The organism is Gilliamella sp. B14384G12, assembly GCF_016101825.1.
In the GTDB taxonomy this organism is placed as follows: Bacteria; Pseudomonadota; Gammaproteobacteria; order Enterobacterales; family Orbaceae; genus Gilliamella; species Gilliamella apicola_N.
The window spans coordinates 1-16,952 of record NZ_JACFPU010000005.1 but is presented as its reverse complement, the minus strand read 5'-3'; the positions used below and the strand labels follow the sequence as shown (position 1 = coordinate 16,952).

14 protein-coding genes and 2 tRNA genes are annotated in these 16,952 nt (G+C 34.1%); 12 read left to right on the top strand and 4 right to left on the bottom strand.

What is annotated here, in order from left to right; genetic code table 11:
• Positions 1-21 precede the first annotated feature (21 nt).
• From H3S73_RS06870 to H3S73_RS06850, 5 genes are all read left to right on the top strand, one after another.
• Entirely contained in the window at positions 22-1,008 is a 987-nt protein-coding gene (locus tag H3S73_RS06870; RefSeq protein WP_039127854.1) for an iron ABC transporter permease, read from the top strand.
• A 13-nt stretch (positions 1,009-1,021) separates the two neighbouring features.
• Positions 1,022-1,798 (top strand): heme ABC transporter ATP-binding protein, encoded by a 777-nt coding sequence (locus H3S73_RS06865; protein WP_198236281.1) that lies wholly within the window; start codon positions 1,022-1,024, stop codon positions 1,796-1,798.
• A gap of 86 nt (positions 1,799-1,884) precedes the next feature.
• Entirely contained in the window at positions 1,885-2,886 is a 1,002-nt protein-coding gene (gene zntB / locus H3S73_RS06860; RefSeq protein ID WP_172398417.1) for a zinc transporter ZntB, read from the top strand.
• A gap of 450 nt (positions 2,887-3,336) precedes the next feature.
• On the top strand, positions 3,337-3,645 hold the full coding sequence (locus H3S73_RS14010) for a GNAT family N-acetyltransferase (protein WP_144091497.1): 309 nt from the start codon (positions 3,337-3,339) through the stop codon (positions 3,643-3,645).
• A gap of 49 nt (positions 3,646-3,694) precedes the next feature.
• Positions 3,695-5,584, top strand: a complete 1,890-nt coding sequence (locus H3S73_RS06850) for a DNA topoisomerase III (protein ID WP_198236282.1) — start codon at positions 3,695-3,697, stop codon at positions 5,582-5,584.
• Positions 5,585-5,695: 111 nt separating this feature from the next.
• On the opposite strand, the gene H3S73_RS06845 is transcribed toward H3S73_RS06850, so the two are convergent.
• Entirely contained in the window at positions 5,696-6,349 is a 654-nt protein-coding gene (locus tag H3S73_RS06845; protein ID WP_198236283.1) for a hypothetical protein, read from the bottom strand.
• Positions 6,350-7,050: 701 nt separating this feature from the next.
• Here H3S73_RS06845 and mgtA point away from each other — a divergent pair.
• Positions 7,051-9,759 carry a magnesium-translocating P-type ATPase gene (gene mgtA, locus H3S73_RS06840; protein ID WP_198236284.1) on the top strand — a complete coding sequence of 903 codons (2,709 nt, stop codon included), beginning with the start codon at positions 7,051-7,053 and terminating at the stop codon, positions 9,757-9,759.
• 347 nt (positions 9,760-10,106) lie between these two features.
• On the opposite strand, the gene H3S73_RS06835 is transcribed toward mgtA, so the two are convergent.
• Entirely contained in the window at positions 10,107-10,337 is a 231-nt protein-coding gene (locus tag H3S73_RS06835; protein ID WP_039127841.1) for a YdcH family protein, read from the bottom strand.
• 167 nt (positions 10,338-10,504) lie between these two features.
• Here H3S73_RS06835 and H3S73_RS06830 point away from each other — a divergent pair, with 167 nt between their 5' ends.
• Both H3S73_RS06830 and H3S73_RS06825 read left to right on the top strand, forming a co-directional pair.
• A complete protein-coding gene (locus H3S73_RS06830) occupies positions 10,505-12,034 on the top strand; it encodes a helicase HerA-like C-terminal domain-containing protein (protein ID WP_198236285.1) in 1,530 nt (509 codons plus the stop codon).
• Between the two features lie 52 nt (positions 12,035-12,086).
• Positions 12,087-13,175 (top strand): AI-2E family transporter, encoded by a 1,089-nt coding sequence (locus H3S73_RS06825; RefSeq protein WP_198236286.1) that lies wholly within the window; start codon positions 12,087-12,089, stop codon positions 13,173-13,175.
• Between the two features lie 31 nt (positions 13,176-13,206).
• Here the strand turns inward: H3S73_RS06825 and bcp are convergent, their stop codons facing one another.
• Positions 13,207-13,674: a thioredoxin-dependent thiol peroxidase gene (bcp, locus tag H3S73_RS06820; protein ID WP_039127832.1), complete on the bottom strand. Its 468-nt coding sequence runs from the start codon at positions 13,672-13,674 to the stop codon at positions 13,207-13,209.
• A gap of 96 nt (positions 13,675-13,770) precedes the next feature.
• Entirely contained in the window at positions 13,771-15,069 is a 1,299-nt protein-coding gene (gene hemL / locus H3S73_RS06815; RefSeq protein WP_039127829.1) for a glutamate-1-semialdehyde 2,1-aminomutase, read from the bottom strand.
• Positions 15,070-15,223: 154 nt separating this feature from the next.
• Here hemL and erpA point away from each other — a divergent pair, with 154 nt between their 5' ends.
• From erpA to H3S73_RS06795, 4 genes are all read left to right on the top strand, one after another.
• Positions 15,224-15,562, top strand: coding sequence for an iron-sulfur cluster insertion protein ErpA (gene erpA, locus H3S73_RS06810; RefSeq protein ID WP_025315260.1), 339 nt, complete (start codon positions 15,224-15,226; stop codon positions 15,560-15,562).
• A gap of 385 nt (positions 15,563-15,947) precedes the next feature.
• A tRNA-Leu gene (locus tag H3S73_RS06805) sits at positions 15,948-16,035 on the top strand.
• 17 nt (positions 16,036-16,052) lie between these two features.
• Positions 16,053-16,128: transfer RNA gene (locus H3S73_RS06800), tRNA-Gly, on the top strand.
• Between the two features lie 293 nt (positions 16,129-16,421).
• Entirely contained in the window at positions 16,422-16,763 is a 342-nt protein-coding gene (locus H3S73_RS06795; protein ID WP_198236287.1) for an Arm DNA-binding domain-containing protein, read from the top strand.
• Positions 16,764-16,952 lie beyond the last annotated feature (189 nt).

Sequence of the window (16,952 nt, the reverse complement as noted above, 5' to 3'; positions counted from 1 at the left end):
ATACAGATAAGAGGATAATGGGTGGGCAAATATAGTCATCGCTCTTTGTTATGGGGATTATTTGCCATTCTATTGGTGCTAATTCTATTTTCTGCAAATTCAGGCGCATTAAAACTAACTTTTGATAAACTAGTGGATATGTCGATGGATGATCCTTTATGGAACATTTGGTTAAATATACGTATGCCACGAATAGTGTTAGCAATTATAGTAGGAATGGCATTAGCCACTTCAGGCGCGGTGATGCAAGGGTTATTTCGTAATCCCTTAGCTGATCCGGGTTTACTTGGCATTAGTAGTGGTGCGGCTTTAATGGTTGGGTTATCTATTTTGTTTCCTGCCATTTTTCCACCTATTATGGTCATGTATGGCAAAATGGTCGCAGCATTTGCAGGAAGCTTTTTTATCTGTTTATTAATTTATCTTTATAGCATAAATTCGCAATGTAATTTGGCCAAAATGGTATTACTAGGTGTTGCTATTAATGCTGTTATTGGGGCGGTTATGGGTTGCTTAAGTTATATTAGTGATGAAGCGCAACTGCGACAACTTTCTTTATGGTCCATGGGACATTTAGGTAAGGGCTCTTGGGATTTAGTTCTGGTTGCGTTATCACTTATTGTCCCTGCTTTAGTGTGTTTATTTAAGCTTTCTCATCAACTTAATATTCTTCAGTTAGGTGATGAAGACGCTCATTATTTAGGTATTAAAGTCAGACGAATTAAGCAGTATTTATTATTACTATCTGCTGTGCTTATTGGTACATCTGTCGCGGTGAGTGGCATGATTGCTTTTGTCGGTCTGGTTGTCCCCCATATGATTCGATTGAGAGTCGGTGCTAACCATAGCTGGTTATTGCCGGGTTCAGCGCTAGGTGGTGCTTGTTTATTACTACTAGCCGATACCTTTGCACGCACTTTAATTGCACCTACTGAAATTCCTGTCGGTCTTTTCACAAGTTTGATTGGTGGCCCTTATTTTATTTGGCTGATTTTAAAACATAAGTAATAGATGGTATTTAATGATGTTAACTGCTGAACATTTAACTTTTGGTTATGCTAATCGCACTTTAATTAACGATGTGTCTTTGAACATACAGGCCAGTGAAATTGTAATTATCATTGGTCCCAATGGTGCAGGTAAATCGACACTTTTACGTTTATTGACAGGTTATCAAAAACCAGCTTCAGGCGAATGTTATTTACTTAATAAACCATTATCACAATGGTCCGAAACGCAATTATCTAAAATTAGAACCGTTATGTTGCAACAAAGTCAATTAACTTTTCCATTCAAAGTGAAAGAAGTGGTTGCAATGGGGCGAGCTCCTTATGGTAAGACCAATTTTGAGCAAGCGGTGCAAGAAAGTATGCAACAAACTGATTGTTTAAAATTGGCAGACCGCGATTATCGTAGCTTGTCAGGAGGTGAACAGCAACGAGTACAGCTGGCGCGAGTATTAGCGCAATTATGGCAGCCTGAACCTACAGAAAAATTGTTATTTTTAGATGAGCCGACTTCCGCCCTTGATCTATATCATCAACAACATACGTTAAGATTGTTGAAACAATTAGTTAGCAAACAAAAATTAGCAGTTTGTTGTATTTTGCATGATCTTAATTTGGCTGCTTTGTATGCTGATAAAATTTTATTAATTCATCAAGGCCGAATTGTTGAGCAAGGTGCGCCAGCGGATGTGCTAACGGTTGAAAAAATTCATCGATGGTATGGTGTTGAAACAGGGATTTTTAATCATCCCAATCATTTGTCAATACCGCAAATTTATTTAAACCCTTAACGGTTAAATCTCGATAATCAATCATTCGCTGCGTTTTTAATCAAAATCAGTATATAATTAAGCAAACTTAATAAATGGGGCTGATGATGATTAACGAAAATAGTAATAGTTCTATTCTGGTTTCAGATCTACTTGCAGCACAACCTGTTTTTAGTTGCCAATTGGATGGAAAGGGCAAAGCCAATTCTTTGAATGACAAAACAGAAGCTTCAAAGACCCAACCTTATTGGATACATCTTGATTTTGCTAAAAGCGAAACCATAAATTGGATCAATCAAACAAATTTGATTCCTGATCTTGTCAAAAATGAGTTGATAAAACCTAATCAATTTCCAAAAGAAATACGTTGTGATGCAGGGATTTTAGTCGTACTAAAGGGTGTTAATTTTACCCCAAATGAACTGCCCGATCCTATCGTTACTTTTCGTTTTTATATTACCGATAATTTAATAATCTCAACCAGACATCAAAAAATAGATGCTATTATTAAATTAAAACAAAATTTAGAAAAAGGAATTGGTCCTGTTGATGTTGCTGACTGGTTGATTCAGCTTTCTGAATTAATCTGTGATCAAGTTAATTTATCATTTGATGGTGTCCACAATAAAATTATTAAATTAGAAGATTTACTCTTAAATCAGCGAATTTTTTCGCATAAAGAAATAGGAAGAGTTCGTAAACAACTTTTCATATTACGTCGTCTACTTTCACCACAACGTGATATTTTTGTAAAAATTTCAACAGAACGAATATCTTGGATTGATGATAATGATCGCCAACGATTGCATGATATTTCAAATCAACAAAATCACTATGTTTCTGAAATTGATAGTTGTTTAATAAGAATTGGTTCAGTTATGGAGCAAATTAATAGCATTCTGGCTGAATCGACGAATAAACGTATTTATTTAATGTCACTGTTCACCATTATATTTACGCCAATTACTTTCATAACCAGCTTACTGGGTGTTAATTTGGCAGGTATCCCTTTTAATGAAAATGAATGGTCATTTGTGGGTTTAATTTTAGTGCTTATTGCTATTAGTATTGTTTCAGTAATATGGCTTAAGCTCAAAAAATGGTGGTAGCTGAAGTGATTTTTTAAATCTCTGAAGTTTTAATCAATTTTTATAAATTTTTTAATAACAATGGTGTTAAGTCGTTATTTGAAAGTGCGACTTGAACACTCAGTCATGCTTATTGGAAAGGGAATATTGGATCGGCTTATACAGATAATCTATTGCAACCAAGTTCAGTTGTAACTAATATTGTCTATTTCTTTTTTTAGCAAGCCAATCTAATCAAAATTTTCTTTGCAATATTCCAAAAATTTATAGTAATGATTATGAAATTCTGTTTACATTGAAAAAGAATAGCAAATTTTAATCGAGAATCTATACCCAAAAAATTACGATAAAATTATACGTTATAGTTTAAATTCGAATCCATTATGTTGACATAACAAACTGAAATTAATTGTTTCAAAATCACCCAAAGATTATCAATTACAATCTATTGATTAAAATGGTTATCAGGAAATTTTCGAACTTGAATGGGCTAAAAACTTATGTAACAATTTTAATTCATATTCTGAATTTGTAGAAATAGGTTTAGGATTTATTGTTTTAAAATATAATGTTATTTTTTCTAAAGCATTATCTTATTTAGTATATAATGATAGTATTGAAGTAGATACTTTAGCAAAAGAAAGAGAAAAGGGACTTACATTGACTTGTTCTGCAAATTTACTTTTAGCCTGTTTGGAATGTCAAGTACCAGCAAATTGGGATAGACATAATCGGGAATCTTTAAAGAAATTCACTAATTTAGGTTATATCTTAAAATAAACTCAATAATGCTTATGTCGTTTGGAATTTATGATTAATACTTATTATTATGCAAACTAATCAATCTTTTCGTTTATTTATTGCCGAAAAGCCCAGCTTAGCTAGGGCTATCGCGGATGTATTGCCTAAACCTCACCAAAAAGGGAATGGTTTTATCCGAGCTAGTAATGGTGATGTGGTTAGCTGGTGTATTGGGCATTTATTAGAACAAGCGACCCCTGAAGTCTATGATGAACGATTTAAAAAATGGTCTTTAAATGATTTGCCTATCGTACCTGAAAAGTGGATATTAATCCCCAAAGGAAATACCGAAAAACAATTAAATATTTTGCTCGATTTGATTAAAACAGCCGATCAGATTGTGCATGCGGGTGACCCCGATAGAGAAGGACAACTATTGGTAGATGAAGTGTTAAATTATTGCCAGCTTACACCCGAAAAACGCAAAACCATCCAACGTTGCTTAATTAGTGATTTAAATGCTAGTGCAGTTCAAAAATCTCTTGAACAGTTGCGAAGTAATCAAGATTATGTCCCTTTATCGACTTCTGCATTAGCTAGAGCTCGGGCTGACTGGCTTTACGGCATGAATATGAGCCGAGTTTGTACATTGGTAGGGCAAAGAAACGGTTATCGTGGCGTACTGTCCATTGGTCGAGTGCAAACGCCTATTTTAGGATTAGTGGTAAGACGCGATTTAGAGATAGCCCAATTTGTACCTAAACCGTTCTATGAAGTGTTTGCTATTTTGCAAACCAAAAATAATGAAACATTTAAAGCTAAATGGCAACCGAGTGAAGCTTGCGAACCTTATCAAGATGAAGAAAGTCGAGTACTCGTTAAAGCATTAGCTGAAAATGTTTGCCAACGGATTAAAGATAAATCCGGTATAATTGATAAAGTAAGCAATAAAAAGAAAGAGCTTGCTCCACCAATGCCATTTAACCTGTCTTCTTTACAAATTGAAATGGCGAAAAAAAATGGGTTAAGTGCGCAAGAAGTGCTTGATATTTGTCAGTCATTATACGAAAAACATAAGTTAATTACTTACCCCCGTTCAGATTGTCGTTTTCTGCCTGAAGAGCATTTAAAGCAAATTAATGGCATAAAATCAGCCATTGAAAACAATTGTTCAGCTTTGCAAACAGCAATTGATAATGCTGATTTTTCATTGCGTTCCAAAGCATGGAATGATAAAAAGGTGGAAGCGCATCATGCCATTATTCCTACCTTACGTAAAGCCAAAATGGACAGTTTGTCCAATAATGAGCGGGCTGTTTATCAAGTTGTAGCAACCCAATATTTAGCCCAATTTTATCCCGCCTATAAATATTCTGAATTACAAATTGATGTTGAAATTCAAGGAGGGAAATTTATATCAAAAACCAATCAAATGCTTGATGAAGGTTGGAAAGTTTTATTCAGAAATAAAAACACTCAAATCGATAGCGATGCTGATGATAACAACAATGGTTTATTGACTAAGCTCATTAAAAAAGGGGAATCTGTCCAATGCATTGATACTGAATTGCTTAGTAAAGAAACTCAGCCGCCAAGACCATTTACTGACGCTACGTTATTAGCAGCTTTGACGGGGATAGCTCGCTTTGTAAAAGATCCTGAAATTAAAAAAATCCTACGTGAAACAGATGGCTTAGGTACGGAAGCAACGCGTGCAGGTATTATTGAGTTGTTATTTAAAAGGCAATTTTTAATTCGACAAGGTAAATCAATACGCTCTACACAAATCGGACAAAATCTAATTTTATCATTGCCAGATATTATGTCTATGCCAGATATGACAGCACATTGGGAATTACAGTTAGATGAAATTAGTAAGAAATCCTTTTCATACCAACAATTCATGTATCAACTTAATTCATCATTATCAAATTTAATTGATCAAATGAAAAATGCACGGTTGAATATTCATTCTTAACCCTCATATTAAAAAAACAGGATGAATCGCATCATTGAAAATAGCGTTTATCCTGTTTATTTATATCACTTGGTTATCAATCGATTTATTGATCAATTTTTATTTTATCGATTATTCTAACGTACGGCTGTTTGCCTGTCTTTCTTCAATAATTTTAGCCAGTTCATTGTTTGCTCTTTGTAAAAAAGTTTCATTTTTTAAAATGACCAAATAGGTTTTCAATCGTTTGATTGGATCGAGTGCAAAACGATATGTAATAAACAAAATGATAAAAATAGTCAAAATCGAAATGATAATATTGACAATCCAAGGTGAACTAAAGATTCTATTAATATTAAATAGTAATAAGATAAGTGCAAAAATTAATATGATACCGCTAAGTACAACTTCTTTAATTGAGTAAAATGCTAGTGGTATTAAGCGATTTTTTTGAATAGTAAAATATTGGGTTAATAAATTTAATTGTGTCAGATCAATAATATTATTTACGTCGGCATTAACAAGTGACATAGCAATATTCTCTTTTTCAATATCACCTGATTTATAAAAACAGATTTTATCCCAAAGTAATTTTTTTTTGATATTACTTAAGTAGTCACGTTGATACTTTGGTTGAGATGTTTTTTCTAAAATATCGGCATATTTGATGAGGTTGTCGAAGTATTTACTGGATCTTGGCCTTTTGCATATAAAAGCAACACAAGAAAGTGTGAATATAATAACCAAATTGAACCAATTGTCATGGAGTAATTCTGAGATTTCCATTTCAATAATCCGCATTAATTAATCATTGTACAATTATATCTGATATCGGGTAAAACGTGTATTAATTCTATGCTAATTTTAATTTTCAAGCCGTTTTACGTGCTGTTTTTAAGCGAACTCGAAATATTTTTTTGATAACGGGTTGACTTACTTTTGTGAAAAGCGTATAACTTGCCCACCTTGGAGCTTTTCTTTCTTTTTTAACTATCAAAGCGGTTTAAAAATGAGGGTGAAGAAAAGTTGAAATCCAAAGGGTAGAGTTCAATTTACAGGAGAAATATGGACACTCAATCGGGTCACCCCAAACAGTGGGGAGATAAATTCAAACACATCATTGTCGGTTAATGAACCTGTCTAAATAGTTATTTTTTCAGTTCACGAGCCGAAATTGATAAAAACGGTAACGGTGAACGATATGCAGTTTTCTACATGCTATCACTCAAATTCAAAACATCATTGCGCTCTTAAAGTGCTTCTAAGGGTATTATATCTTACAGACAAGCATTTAGAGCCACCAAGTTGTATCTAACTCTTAACTAATTTTAATTCTCTAAAATTTTATTTTATGCCAAGCATTAGCTTGAATGGCTAGTTATTGCTTTGCGTTTAGATTTTAGCCAATAAGAACTGATATATGCCTAGTTATGATTTAACTTAGGAATAGGTTCCTTTTGTCTAAAAAGTATGGATAGGTACAGACTATGACTAAAAAAACATCTAAAGTAAAGACAGAAAATACTTCAAACATAAAAGCCCTTAAAGAGGCCCAAAACAGTCTTGATAACATTTTATCTAATTTCCAATCAAGTCTTTCTGGATTAACTCAAGAAAGCGCAAAATCAAGATTGGAACAATATGGAAAAAATGAAGTCGCTCGTGAAAAAGTACCTTCTGCTTTTGCCCAATTACTATTAGCTTTTAAAAATCCATTTATATTTGTATTGTTGACATTAGCGATAGTTAGTTTTGTTACTGATTACTGGTTACCACTACAAGATGGTGACGAGACCGATTTGACTGGTGTTATCATTATCCTCACTATGGTGACACTGAGTGGGATATTACGTTTTTGGCAGGAATTTAGATCAAACAAGGCTGCCGAAGCCTTAAAATCTATGATCCGAACCACTGCAACGGTATTGCGTCGAGCACATAAAGATATGAGCCCAGAACGCATTGAAATACCATTAAGTGAAATTGTACCAGGCGATATTGTTTATTTGTCAGCAGGCGATATGATCCCGGCCGATATTCGTTTGATTGAATCACGAGACTTATTTGTTAGCCAAGCAGTATTAACAGGGGAATCAATTCCGGTTGAAAAATATGACACATTAGGTGCTGTAACTCAAAAAAACAGTGATAATGTTGATGCTGCCGATATCGATAAAGATAATGTGCTGGATGTGAATAATGTCTGTTTTATGGGTACCAATGTAGTGAGTGGAACTGCAACTGCTATTGTGGTTGCGACAGGTGCAGATACCCATTTTGGTTCGTTAGCAAAATCGATAGTAGGATCAAGAGCCGAAACTTCATTCGATCGTGGCGTAAACAGCGTAAGTTGGTTATTGATTCGCTTTATGTTAGTCATGGTTCCTATTGTTTTATTAATAAATGGATTCACTAAAGGCGATTGGGGAGAAGCAGCATTATTTGCTTTAGCGGTTGCGGTTGGTTTAACACCTGAAATGTTACCAATGATCGTGAGTGCAAATCTTGCCAAAGGTGCTGTAGGAATGGCAAAGCGCAAAGTTGTTGTGAAACGTTTGAACGCTATTCAAAACTTTGGTGCAATGGATATTTTATGTACTGATAAAACGGGTACATTGACTCAAGATAAAATCATTTTAGAACATCATTTAGATATTAATGGGCAAATTGATGCATCTGTATTACAACTAGCATGGCTTAACAGTTACTATCAAAGTGGAATGAAAAACTTGATGGATAAAGCCATCATCCGTTTTGCAGAAGAAAAGACCAGTGTCAAAAAAGTAGGTATTGGTTTTTATAAAAAAATTGATGAATTGCCTTTTGATTTTGTTCGTCGTCGCTTATCAGTTGTTGTTCAAGGCAATGATAATAATCATTTAATGATCTGTAAAGGTGCCGTTGAAGAAATGCTATCAATTTCGGATTTTGTCTATGAAAACGGAGAATATTTGCCATTAGACGAAAACCGTAAGAAAGCATTGATTGAATTGGCGCATAACTATAACAAAGATGGTTTTAGAGTATTAGCCGTTGGTATAAAAGACATTCCTGTTGCCCAGACTAAAACTCAATACAATGTTCAAGACGAAAAAGCTTTAGCGATTCGTGGATTTTTAACTTTCTTAGATCCGCCCAAAGAGAGCGCTTATGAGGCTATTTCAGCATTAAACGAACATGGGGTTGGCGTTAAAGTGTTAACAGGTGATAATGAAATAATCACCATTAAAGTCTGCCGTGAAGTAGGTTTAGAACCCGGTATTCCTTTACTTGGAACTGAAATTGAAACAATGGATGATGCAGAGCTAAAAGTACAGATTGAACAACGTACTATTTTTGCTAAATTAACACCATTGCAAAAATCACGAATAATTCGTTTATTGCAAGAAAATGGTCATACCGTTGGTTTTCTAGGTGATGGTATTAATGATGCACCTGCATTACGTGATGCTGATGTGGGGATCTCAGTTGATACCGCGACAGATATTGCTAAAGAATCGGCAGATATTATCCTTTTGGAAAAAAGCCTAATGGTATTAGAAGAAGGTGTTATTTGTGGCCGTGAAACTTTCGGTAATATCATGAAATATCTCAATATGACGGCAAGTTCTAACTTTGGTAATATATTCTCAGTATTAGTTGCTAGTGCTTTTTTACCGTTTTTACCTATGCTAGCAATACATTTACTTATTCAAAACTTGCTGTATGATATTTCACAACTCTCCTTACCGTGGGATAAGATGGATGAAGAGTTTTTACAAAAACCACGTAAATGGGATGCACGAAATATTGGACGTTTTATGATTTGGATCGGGCCAACATCGTCCATTTTTGATATCACAACGTATGCACTAATGTGGTTTATATTTGGTGCTAATAGTATTGAAGCGCAATCACTGTTCCATTCTGGTTGGTTTATTGAAGGATTGTTATCACAAACGCTGGTTGTGCATATGCTTAGAACACAAAAAATTCCATTTGTGCAAAGTACAGCTGCATTCCCAGTTATTGTAATGACCATGCTAATTATGGCAGTGGGTATTTATATTCCGTTTTCACCATTAGGTGGATTAATTGGATTGCAACCATTACCTTGGTCATATTTCCCATGGCTATTAGTAACTCTATTTAGCTATTGCTGTGTTGCTCAATTAATGAAACGCATCTATATCAAACGTTTTGGGCAATGGTTCTAGCTTCATTGATGACTATATAGGTGATGTCAATTTCACTTATATAGTAAAACTGTATCTTGAAATTATATTTATTAAAAATATCTTGTGAATCATACAATTACAACAAAAAGGAAATAACACATGAAGACACCACATAAAAACTTAATTGTACTAATTAAAAGCCGTAAACAAAAAAAGGCTCAACAACAATTAGCTAAAAAATAAAAAGCTTAATCACCAACATTGTAATAAAATCGTTGGTGTAACTATTTAAGTTGATATAAAATAAAAAACCCCATTAATTGGGGTTTTTTATTACACACTAATTTTCACATCTATTTATCAATTTATAATCACTATCTAATTAATTATAATTTTAAATGGTTATCATTGGTTTTTCTTAAAATATCATAGATTTCATCTTTCAGCTTTAATTTTTGCTTTTTCAATGCATCTATCGTTTCGCTAGTATCAACAGTAATTCCAGACTCAATATTTTTAATTTTTTGATCAAGTTCATTGTGTAAATCGAACAGTTTTTGAAAACGTAAATCGTTATTTTTTAATTTAGAGATTAATTCTCGATATTCTGGAAACATAACGGCTCCTTATATTGGCTAGATGGATAATAAAAATAGCGGTTACTGCTAATTCAGAATACAATATTATTTAAAACTTTAACAGTAAAAAGCATTTAATTGACAAAATTGGCCAATTGTTTTTATAACATCAAATATTAAATAACAATTTTACAAGAGGTTAATCCATGAGTGAATCGATCATCATCGCCAAAAGCCATGGCAAAGATTTATCCATCGTTGCAGCATTAGCTAATCGTCATGGTTTAATTACTGGCGCAACAGGTACTGGTAAAACAGTCACATTACAAAAGATGGCTGAAGGATTTTCGCAAATAGGCGTGCCGGTGTTTCTTGCTGATGTTAAAGGCGATCTAACAGGTCTTGGCGAAAAGGCTGTTTTAACAGAAAAATTAAAAACACGTTTAGACAATATAGAAGTTTTTAATTGGCAGCCTGATGCATCACCCATTGAATTATGGGATGTATTTGCTGAAAAAGGGGTCCCTGTTCGTAGTACTGTATCAGATATAGGGCCAATTTTACTTGCTCGGTTACTCAATCTAAATGATATACAGTCTGGTGTATTACAATTAGTTTTTAAAATTGCTGATGATAATGGTTTATTATTACTCGATTTCAAAGATCTGCGATCATTAATTCAATTTGTAGGCGATAATGCCAAACAGTTTACCACTCAATACGGTAATATTTCTTTATCGTCAATAGGGGCGATTCAACGTGGATTGTTAACACTTGAACAACAAGGTGCGGAGTTTTTTCTTGGCGAACCAATGCTTGATATTCAAGATTTAATGCAGGTAAATACAGAAGGACGTGGAATTATCAATATTTTATCTGCACAGAGATTATACAATTCACCTAAATTATATTCTGTCTTCCTTTTATGGTTGTTATCCGAACTTTTTGAGCATTTACCAGAAATAGGCGATCCAGATAAACCAAAATTGGTGTTCTTTTTTGATGAGGCTCATTTATTGTTTAATGATATTTCGCCAGCATTATTAGAAAAAATTGAACAAGTAGTACGTTTAATTCGTTCCAAAGGCGTGGGTATTTATTTTGCTTCGCAAAATCCGACAGATATACCGGATACTGTTCTCGGGCAATTAGGTAATCGTGTTCAGCATGCCTTGCGAGCTTTTACACCGAAAGATCAAAAAGCGGTTAAAACGGCTGCGCAAACAATGCGTGCTAATCCAAGTTTTGATACTGAAAAAGCGATAATGGAATTAGGTGTTGGTGAAGCTTTAATTTCATTTTTAGATGAAAAAGGCCGACCAAATATGGTCGAACGTGGTTTTGTGATTGCTCCAGAATCGAAAATGGGCGCGATGTCTCCAGAAAATCAATCGGCAATTATTCAACATTCCCAGTATTATAATAAATATCGATCAACCATAGATCGTCAATCTGCTTATGAGATATTAAAAAATGGATTTTCATTAGATAACTTATCTAACTCTCAAACCGATAAAAATAATCAAAACCTCAATAATGACGCTGAAAACCAACAAAATAAAAATAGTGGTGGATTGCTTGATTTTTTCAGTTCAATATTTTTTGGTTCGAAAGGCCCAAAAGGGGGACAGCATGATGGTATTGCCCAACAACTAGCTAAAAGTGCTACCAGACAAGTAGTTAATCAAATTAGTAGAAAAATCACCCGTGGCATATTAGGTGGTTTTAAAAAATAATCAATCAAAGTGTATATAATTTAAAAAAAAACAGCATGATAGGAGAATTTTGATGTTAAAAATGTTTATGGAATGGTATAAAAAGCGTTTTAGCGATCCGCATGTAGTGTCATTAATGGCGGTTATTTTAGGCTTATTTATTATCATCTATTTTTTCAATAAAATTCTGCTACCTATCTTAATTGCCATCGTACTGTCCTATTTACTCGATAGTCCGGTTAATTTTTTACATAAACGAGGTTTACCAAGAACACTCGCCGTTGTGATTGTTTTATTACTGTTTATTATGGTGGTTTTTGTTGGGTTTATGATTTTACTACCGCTAATTTGGCAACAAAGTATTAGCTTGATAACCAATATCCCTAACATGCTCAATTTTGCTAATAATTTCTTAACTACATTACCTCAACATTATCCTGAATTAATTGATGTTGGGTTATTTGATTCCATAATTCAGGGTATCACCAGTAGAGTTGTGCAAACAGGAAACTCATTATTGCAATTTTCGATTGTTTCTTTATTAGGATTTGTATCTGTGGCAATTAACGCTGTTTTGGTACCAATAATGATGTTTTTTTTATTAAAAGATAAAACTAAGATCTGGGCCTATTGTTCTAAAATATTACCTAAGAATCGTACAATTTTAGATAAAGTTGCCGTTGAAATGGATATGCAAATCTCAAACTATATCGTTGGTAATGTGTTACACATTATCATATTAGCTGTATGCGTATATATTCCGTTCTGGTATTTTGGATTAGATTATGGTTTATTACTTGCTGTTTTGGTGGGCTTATCGGTATTGATTCCATATATTGGTATTATTATTTCAAGCATCCCTGTGGTTTTAATCGCTATCTTTCAGTGGGGAATAAGTCCTGAGTTCAGTTATTTAATTCTCTGTTATGTTTTAATCCAAGCTTTGGATGGCAATTTATTAGTACCTTGTTTATTCTCAGAGAAATTGAATCTTCATCCTTTAGTTATTATTGTCGCTGTGATCGTATTTGGTGGATTATGGGGATTTTGGGGAATATTTTTTGCTATACCATTGGCAACATTAGTAAAAGCTATTATTAACGCTTGGCCAACACCTGAAGATATAAATAATAATAGTTTAAAAGAAATTAAAGCAGATTAAGCAATTTAATCTGCTTTAAAAATTATTTAGATTAATTTTTGAGATAGTCTAAAACAACTTCATGATGATCACTTGTTTTAAAATTATCAAAGACTTTTTCAATAATACCGTCTTTGTTAATTAAAAAACTTATTCGATGAATACCTTCATAGGTTTTACCCATGAATTCCTTTTCGCCCCAAGTTCCAAATGCTTGGGCAACTTCATGATTTTCATCAGAAAGCAAAGTAAAATTTAACAGTTCTTTTTCAACAAATCGGGATAACTTTTCAGGCTTATCGGTACTAATACCAAGGATCACCACGTCATATTTTTCAAAATCGTCAGAGCTATCTCGTAAATTACAAGCTTGCACTGTACAACCGGGTGTCATGGCTTTGGGATAAAAATAAATTAAAACACGTTGACCTTTGAAATCTTTTAAGCTGATGTACTCTCCATCTTGGTCAGGTAATGAAAACTCAGGTGCTTTTTCACCTTCTTTTAGTGGATTAACCATATAATATTTACCTATTTTAATAGTTTAATTTTTTATCTCTGTAATGTATTAAAAAATAGTGTCATTTTTTCAGTTATAAAATAAAGAATTTAAAAACTAAAAATTTAAGTTACTAAAAAAACGATTTGCTGCATCAATTGTGTGATTGATCTCCCTGTCGGTGTGTTTAATCGACATGAAACCTGCTTCAAATGCAGATGGTGCAAGATAAACACCTTCAGCGAGCATATGATGATAGAATTTTTTGAATAATTCAATATTACACTGCATAACGTCCTGATAACTGCTTACTTCACCAACAGTTGTAAAAAATAGTCCAAACATGGCACCAGCATAATTGACTACTAATGGTACATTATGTGTTTTGGCCGCTATTTTTAGACCATCAGCTAGCGCTGCTGTTTTATCTGTTAATTCTTGATAGACTCCGACATCCATCAGCTTATTCAAAGTGGTGTATCCAGCAGCCATCGCAACCGGGTTGCCAGATAATGTACCGGCTTGATAGATTGGTCCAGTTGGGGCCAATTGTTGCATAATGTCAGCACGTCCACCAAAAGCACCTACAGGCATGCCACCACCAATAATTTTTCCTAAGCAGGTTAAATCAGGCACTATGTCATAATAATCTTGAGCTCCGCCCAGCGCGACTCTAAATCCTGTCATTACTTCATCTATAATTAGTAGCGCCCCATATTCATCGCATAATGCTCGTAATCCATGTAAAAACTCTTTTTTCGCTGGCACACAATTCATATTACCCGCTACTGGCTCAATAATGATAGCTGCAATATCGTTAGGATATTGCTCAAATTGTTGTTTGACTGATGCCAAATTATTATAATCACACACTAACGTATGCTTAACAAAATCATTAGGCACTCCCGGTGAAGTGGGATGGCCAAAGGTAAGAGCGCCAGACCCTGCTTTAACCAATAAATAATCTGCATGCCCATGATAACAACCTTCAAACTTAATAATCTTATCGCGTCCGGTAAATCCACGAGCAACTCGAATTGCACTCATGGTTGCTTCAGTACCCGAATTTACCATGCGTAGCATTTCAATTGAAGGCATTAACTGTGTAACAAGATTAGCAACTTTGGTTTCTATCTCTGTTGGAGCACCATAACTTAAGCCATTATGAACGGCATGAATAACTGCATTGGCTACATCTGGATCGTTATGCCCTAAAATCATGGGTCCCCAAGAACCTACATAATCAATATAAGCTTTTCCATCAACATCATAAATATAAGCGCCATTGGCGCGCTCAATAAATAATGGCGTACCACCAACACCATTAAAAGCTCGCACAGGAGAATTAACACCGCCAGGCATTACAGATAATGCTTGATGATACAACTTTTCAGACTTAAATTTATCTAGCTTCATTAAGGTGACCTCTATGAAAAATTTTGTTGTATTTATTCATAAAATCAAAATAAATTCAAGTTAGCTATTAAAAATTTATTTAATAGAAGTTTTCATTTTGTATTTTCAATCTGCAAAGGTATATAATATCTCAATCAAATATTGGGAGAAAAAAATGAGTAATGCTTTTCCGATTAATTTTACAGATGCTGCCGCTAATAAAGTTAAATTATTAGTAACAGAAGAAGAAAATCCAAACCTCAAATTACGAGTTTACATCACTGGCGGTGGTTGTAGTGGTTTTCAATATGGTTTCACTTTTGATGAAAAAGTAAATGAAGATGATCTTGCTATCGAAAAAAATGGCGTTTCACTTGTTGTTGATCCAATGAGTTTGCAATATCTAGTCGGTGGTACTATTGATTATGTTGAAGGCTTACAAGGATCACGTTTTGTGGTAGATAATCCGAATGCGACAACGACATGTGGTTGTGGCTCATCTTTTAGTGTCTAATTAAACTACGGTTCTTCATTTATATCATCCATTTTTTCATAGCAAAATTGCCTTATTGTTAAATGGCATTTTGCTAACGTAACCATTCAGAACATAATTTTATATAGCAATCCTGAATAATTTTATGTTCTGATCTTCAAGCATAATCGAATTTGACGTAAATAATCTCATTACAATTTAACTTAAAAAAATATATGCCCATTTAATTTTTACTTTATTTTGGATATAAAAAACGTCATTAAAACCTGAAAAGATTAATAATTTGGCAAAATATGACAAACATTGAGCAATCGAACAATTATTTTTAATTTTTAGTTGACGATATTTTTTAGATGAGTAAAATGCACAGCATCAAAACGCAATTACATTTTGTAATAAGTTTTAAGCCCGGGTGGTGAAATCGGTAGACACAAGGGATTTAAAATCCCTCGGCCTTTTTGGCCGTGCGAGTTCAAGTCTCGCCCCGGGCACCATTTAAAACACTTCTCTTGCGGGAATAGCTCAGTTGGTAGAGCGCAACCTTGCCAAGGTTGAGGTCGCGAGTTCGAACCTCGTTTCCCGCTCCAAATCTTCTTATAAAGACTTCCATTAAAGTTCATAACTTCTTGAAATTGCAGTGTTAACTGTAAACTTATCTTCGTTAAAGATTATTATTGTGCGCTTAAAGTAAGTATATTTAAGTCCACCGCTATATTTATCTTAGATAGCAGTATAACTGGATATTTTACCTTTTTTCCTATTTCATCGTTGTTTTAGGTCGAGTAAGTATTTGGTGATTACACCGTGCAGTCTCTTTGTTCCTAGACAGTTTTTGACATGAAAAAAAAACTTTGAACAACGAACAAGAGGATATAGCACCATGACACAGCTAACCGATTTATCAATTCGACGAGCCAAGCCTGCCGCTAAAGCCTATAACCTAGAAGACTGCGCAGGTTTGTACCTTAACATTAAGTTTAACGGCACTAAACAATGGGTGTTTCGCTTTTACTGGGAAGGCACACAAAAACGAATCTCTTTTGGGGTGTACCCTGATGTAGATTTTAAGAAAGTGCGTTCTTTACGTCAACAGGTGCAGGATTTAATTGCTTCTAGCATTGACTTGCGTACTGGCAGAAAGAGTGTATTAAAATCTGCCAGCAAAGTCTTGCAAAACAGATTAACCTTTGCTGAGTATGCTCAGATTAAGAAGCGGTTATGATTATGACAGTATTTGATGTTCAAGCTGTGATGGCTGATTTAAAACAGTAGAGGATGTTAGGCGAACGCCTCGACCTTCAAGATTAATACGCTTTAAGACTGAACTATGGTATGTCCACACTTTTTAGTACCAAAAAGATAAGGTCATCGATTTCTTTTGTATTCAATCGGTGACTGATAATTTAATGTT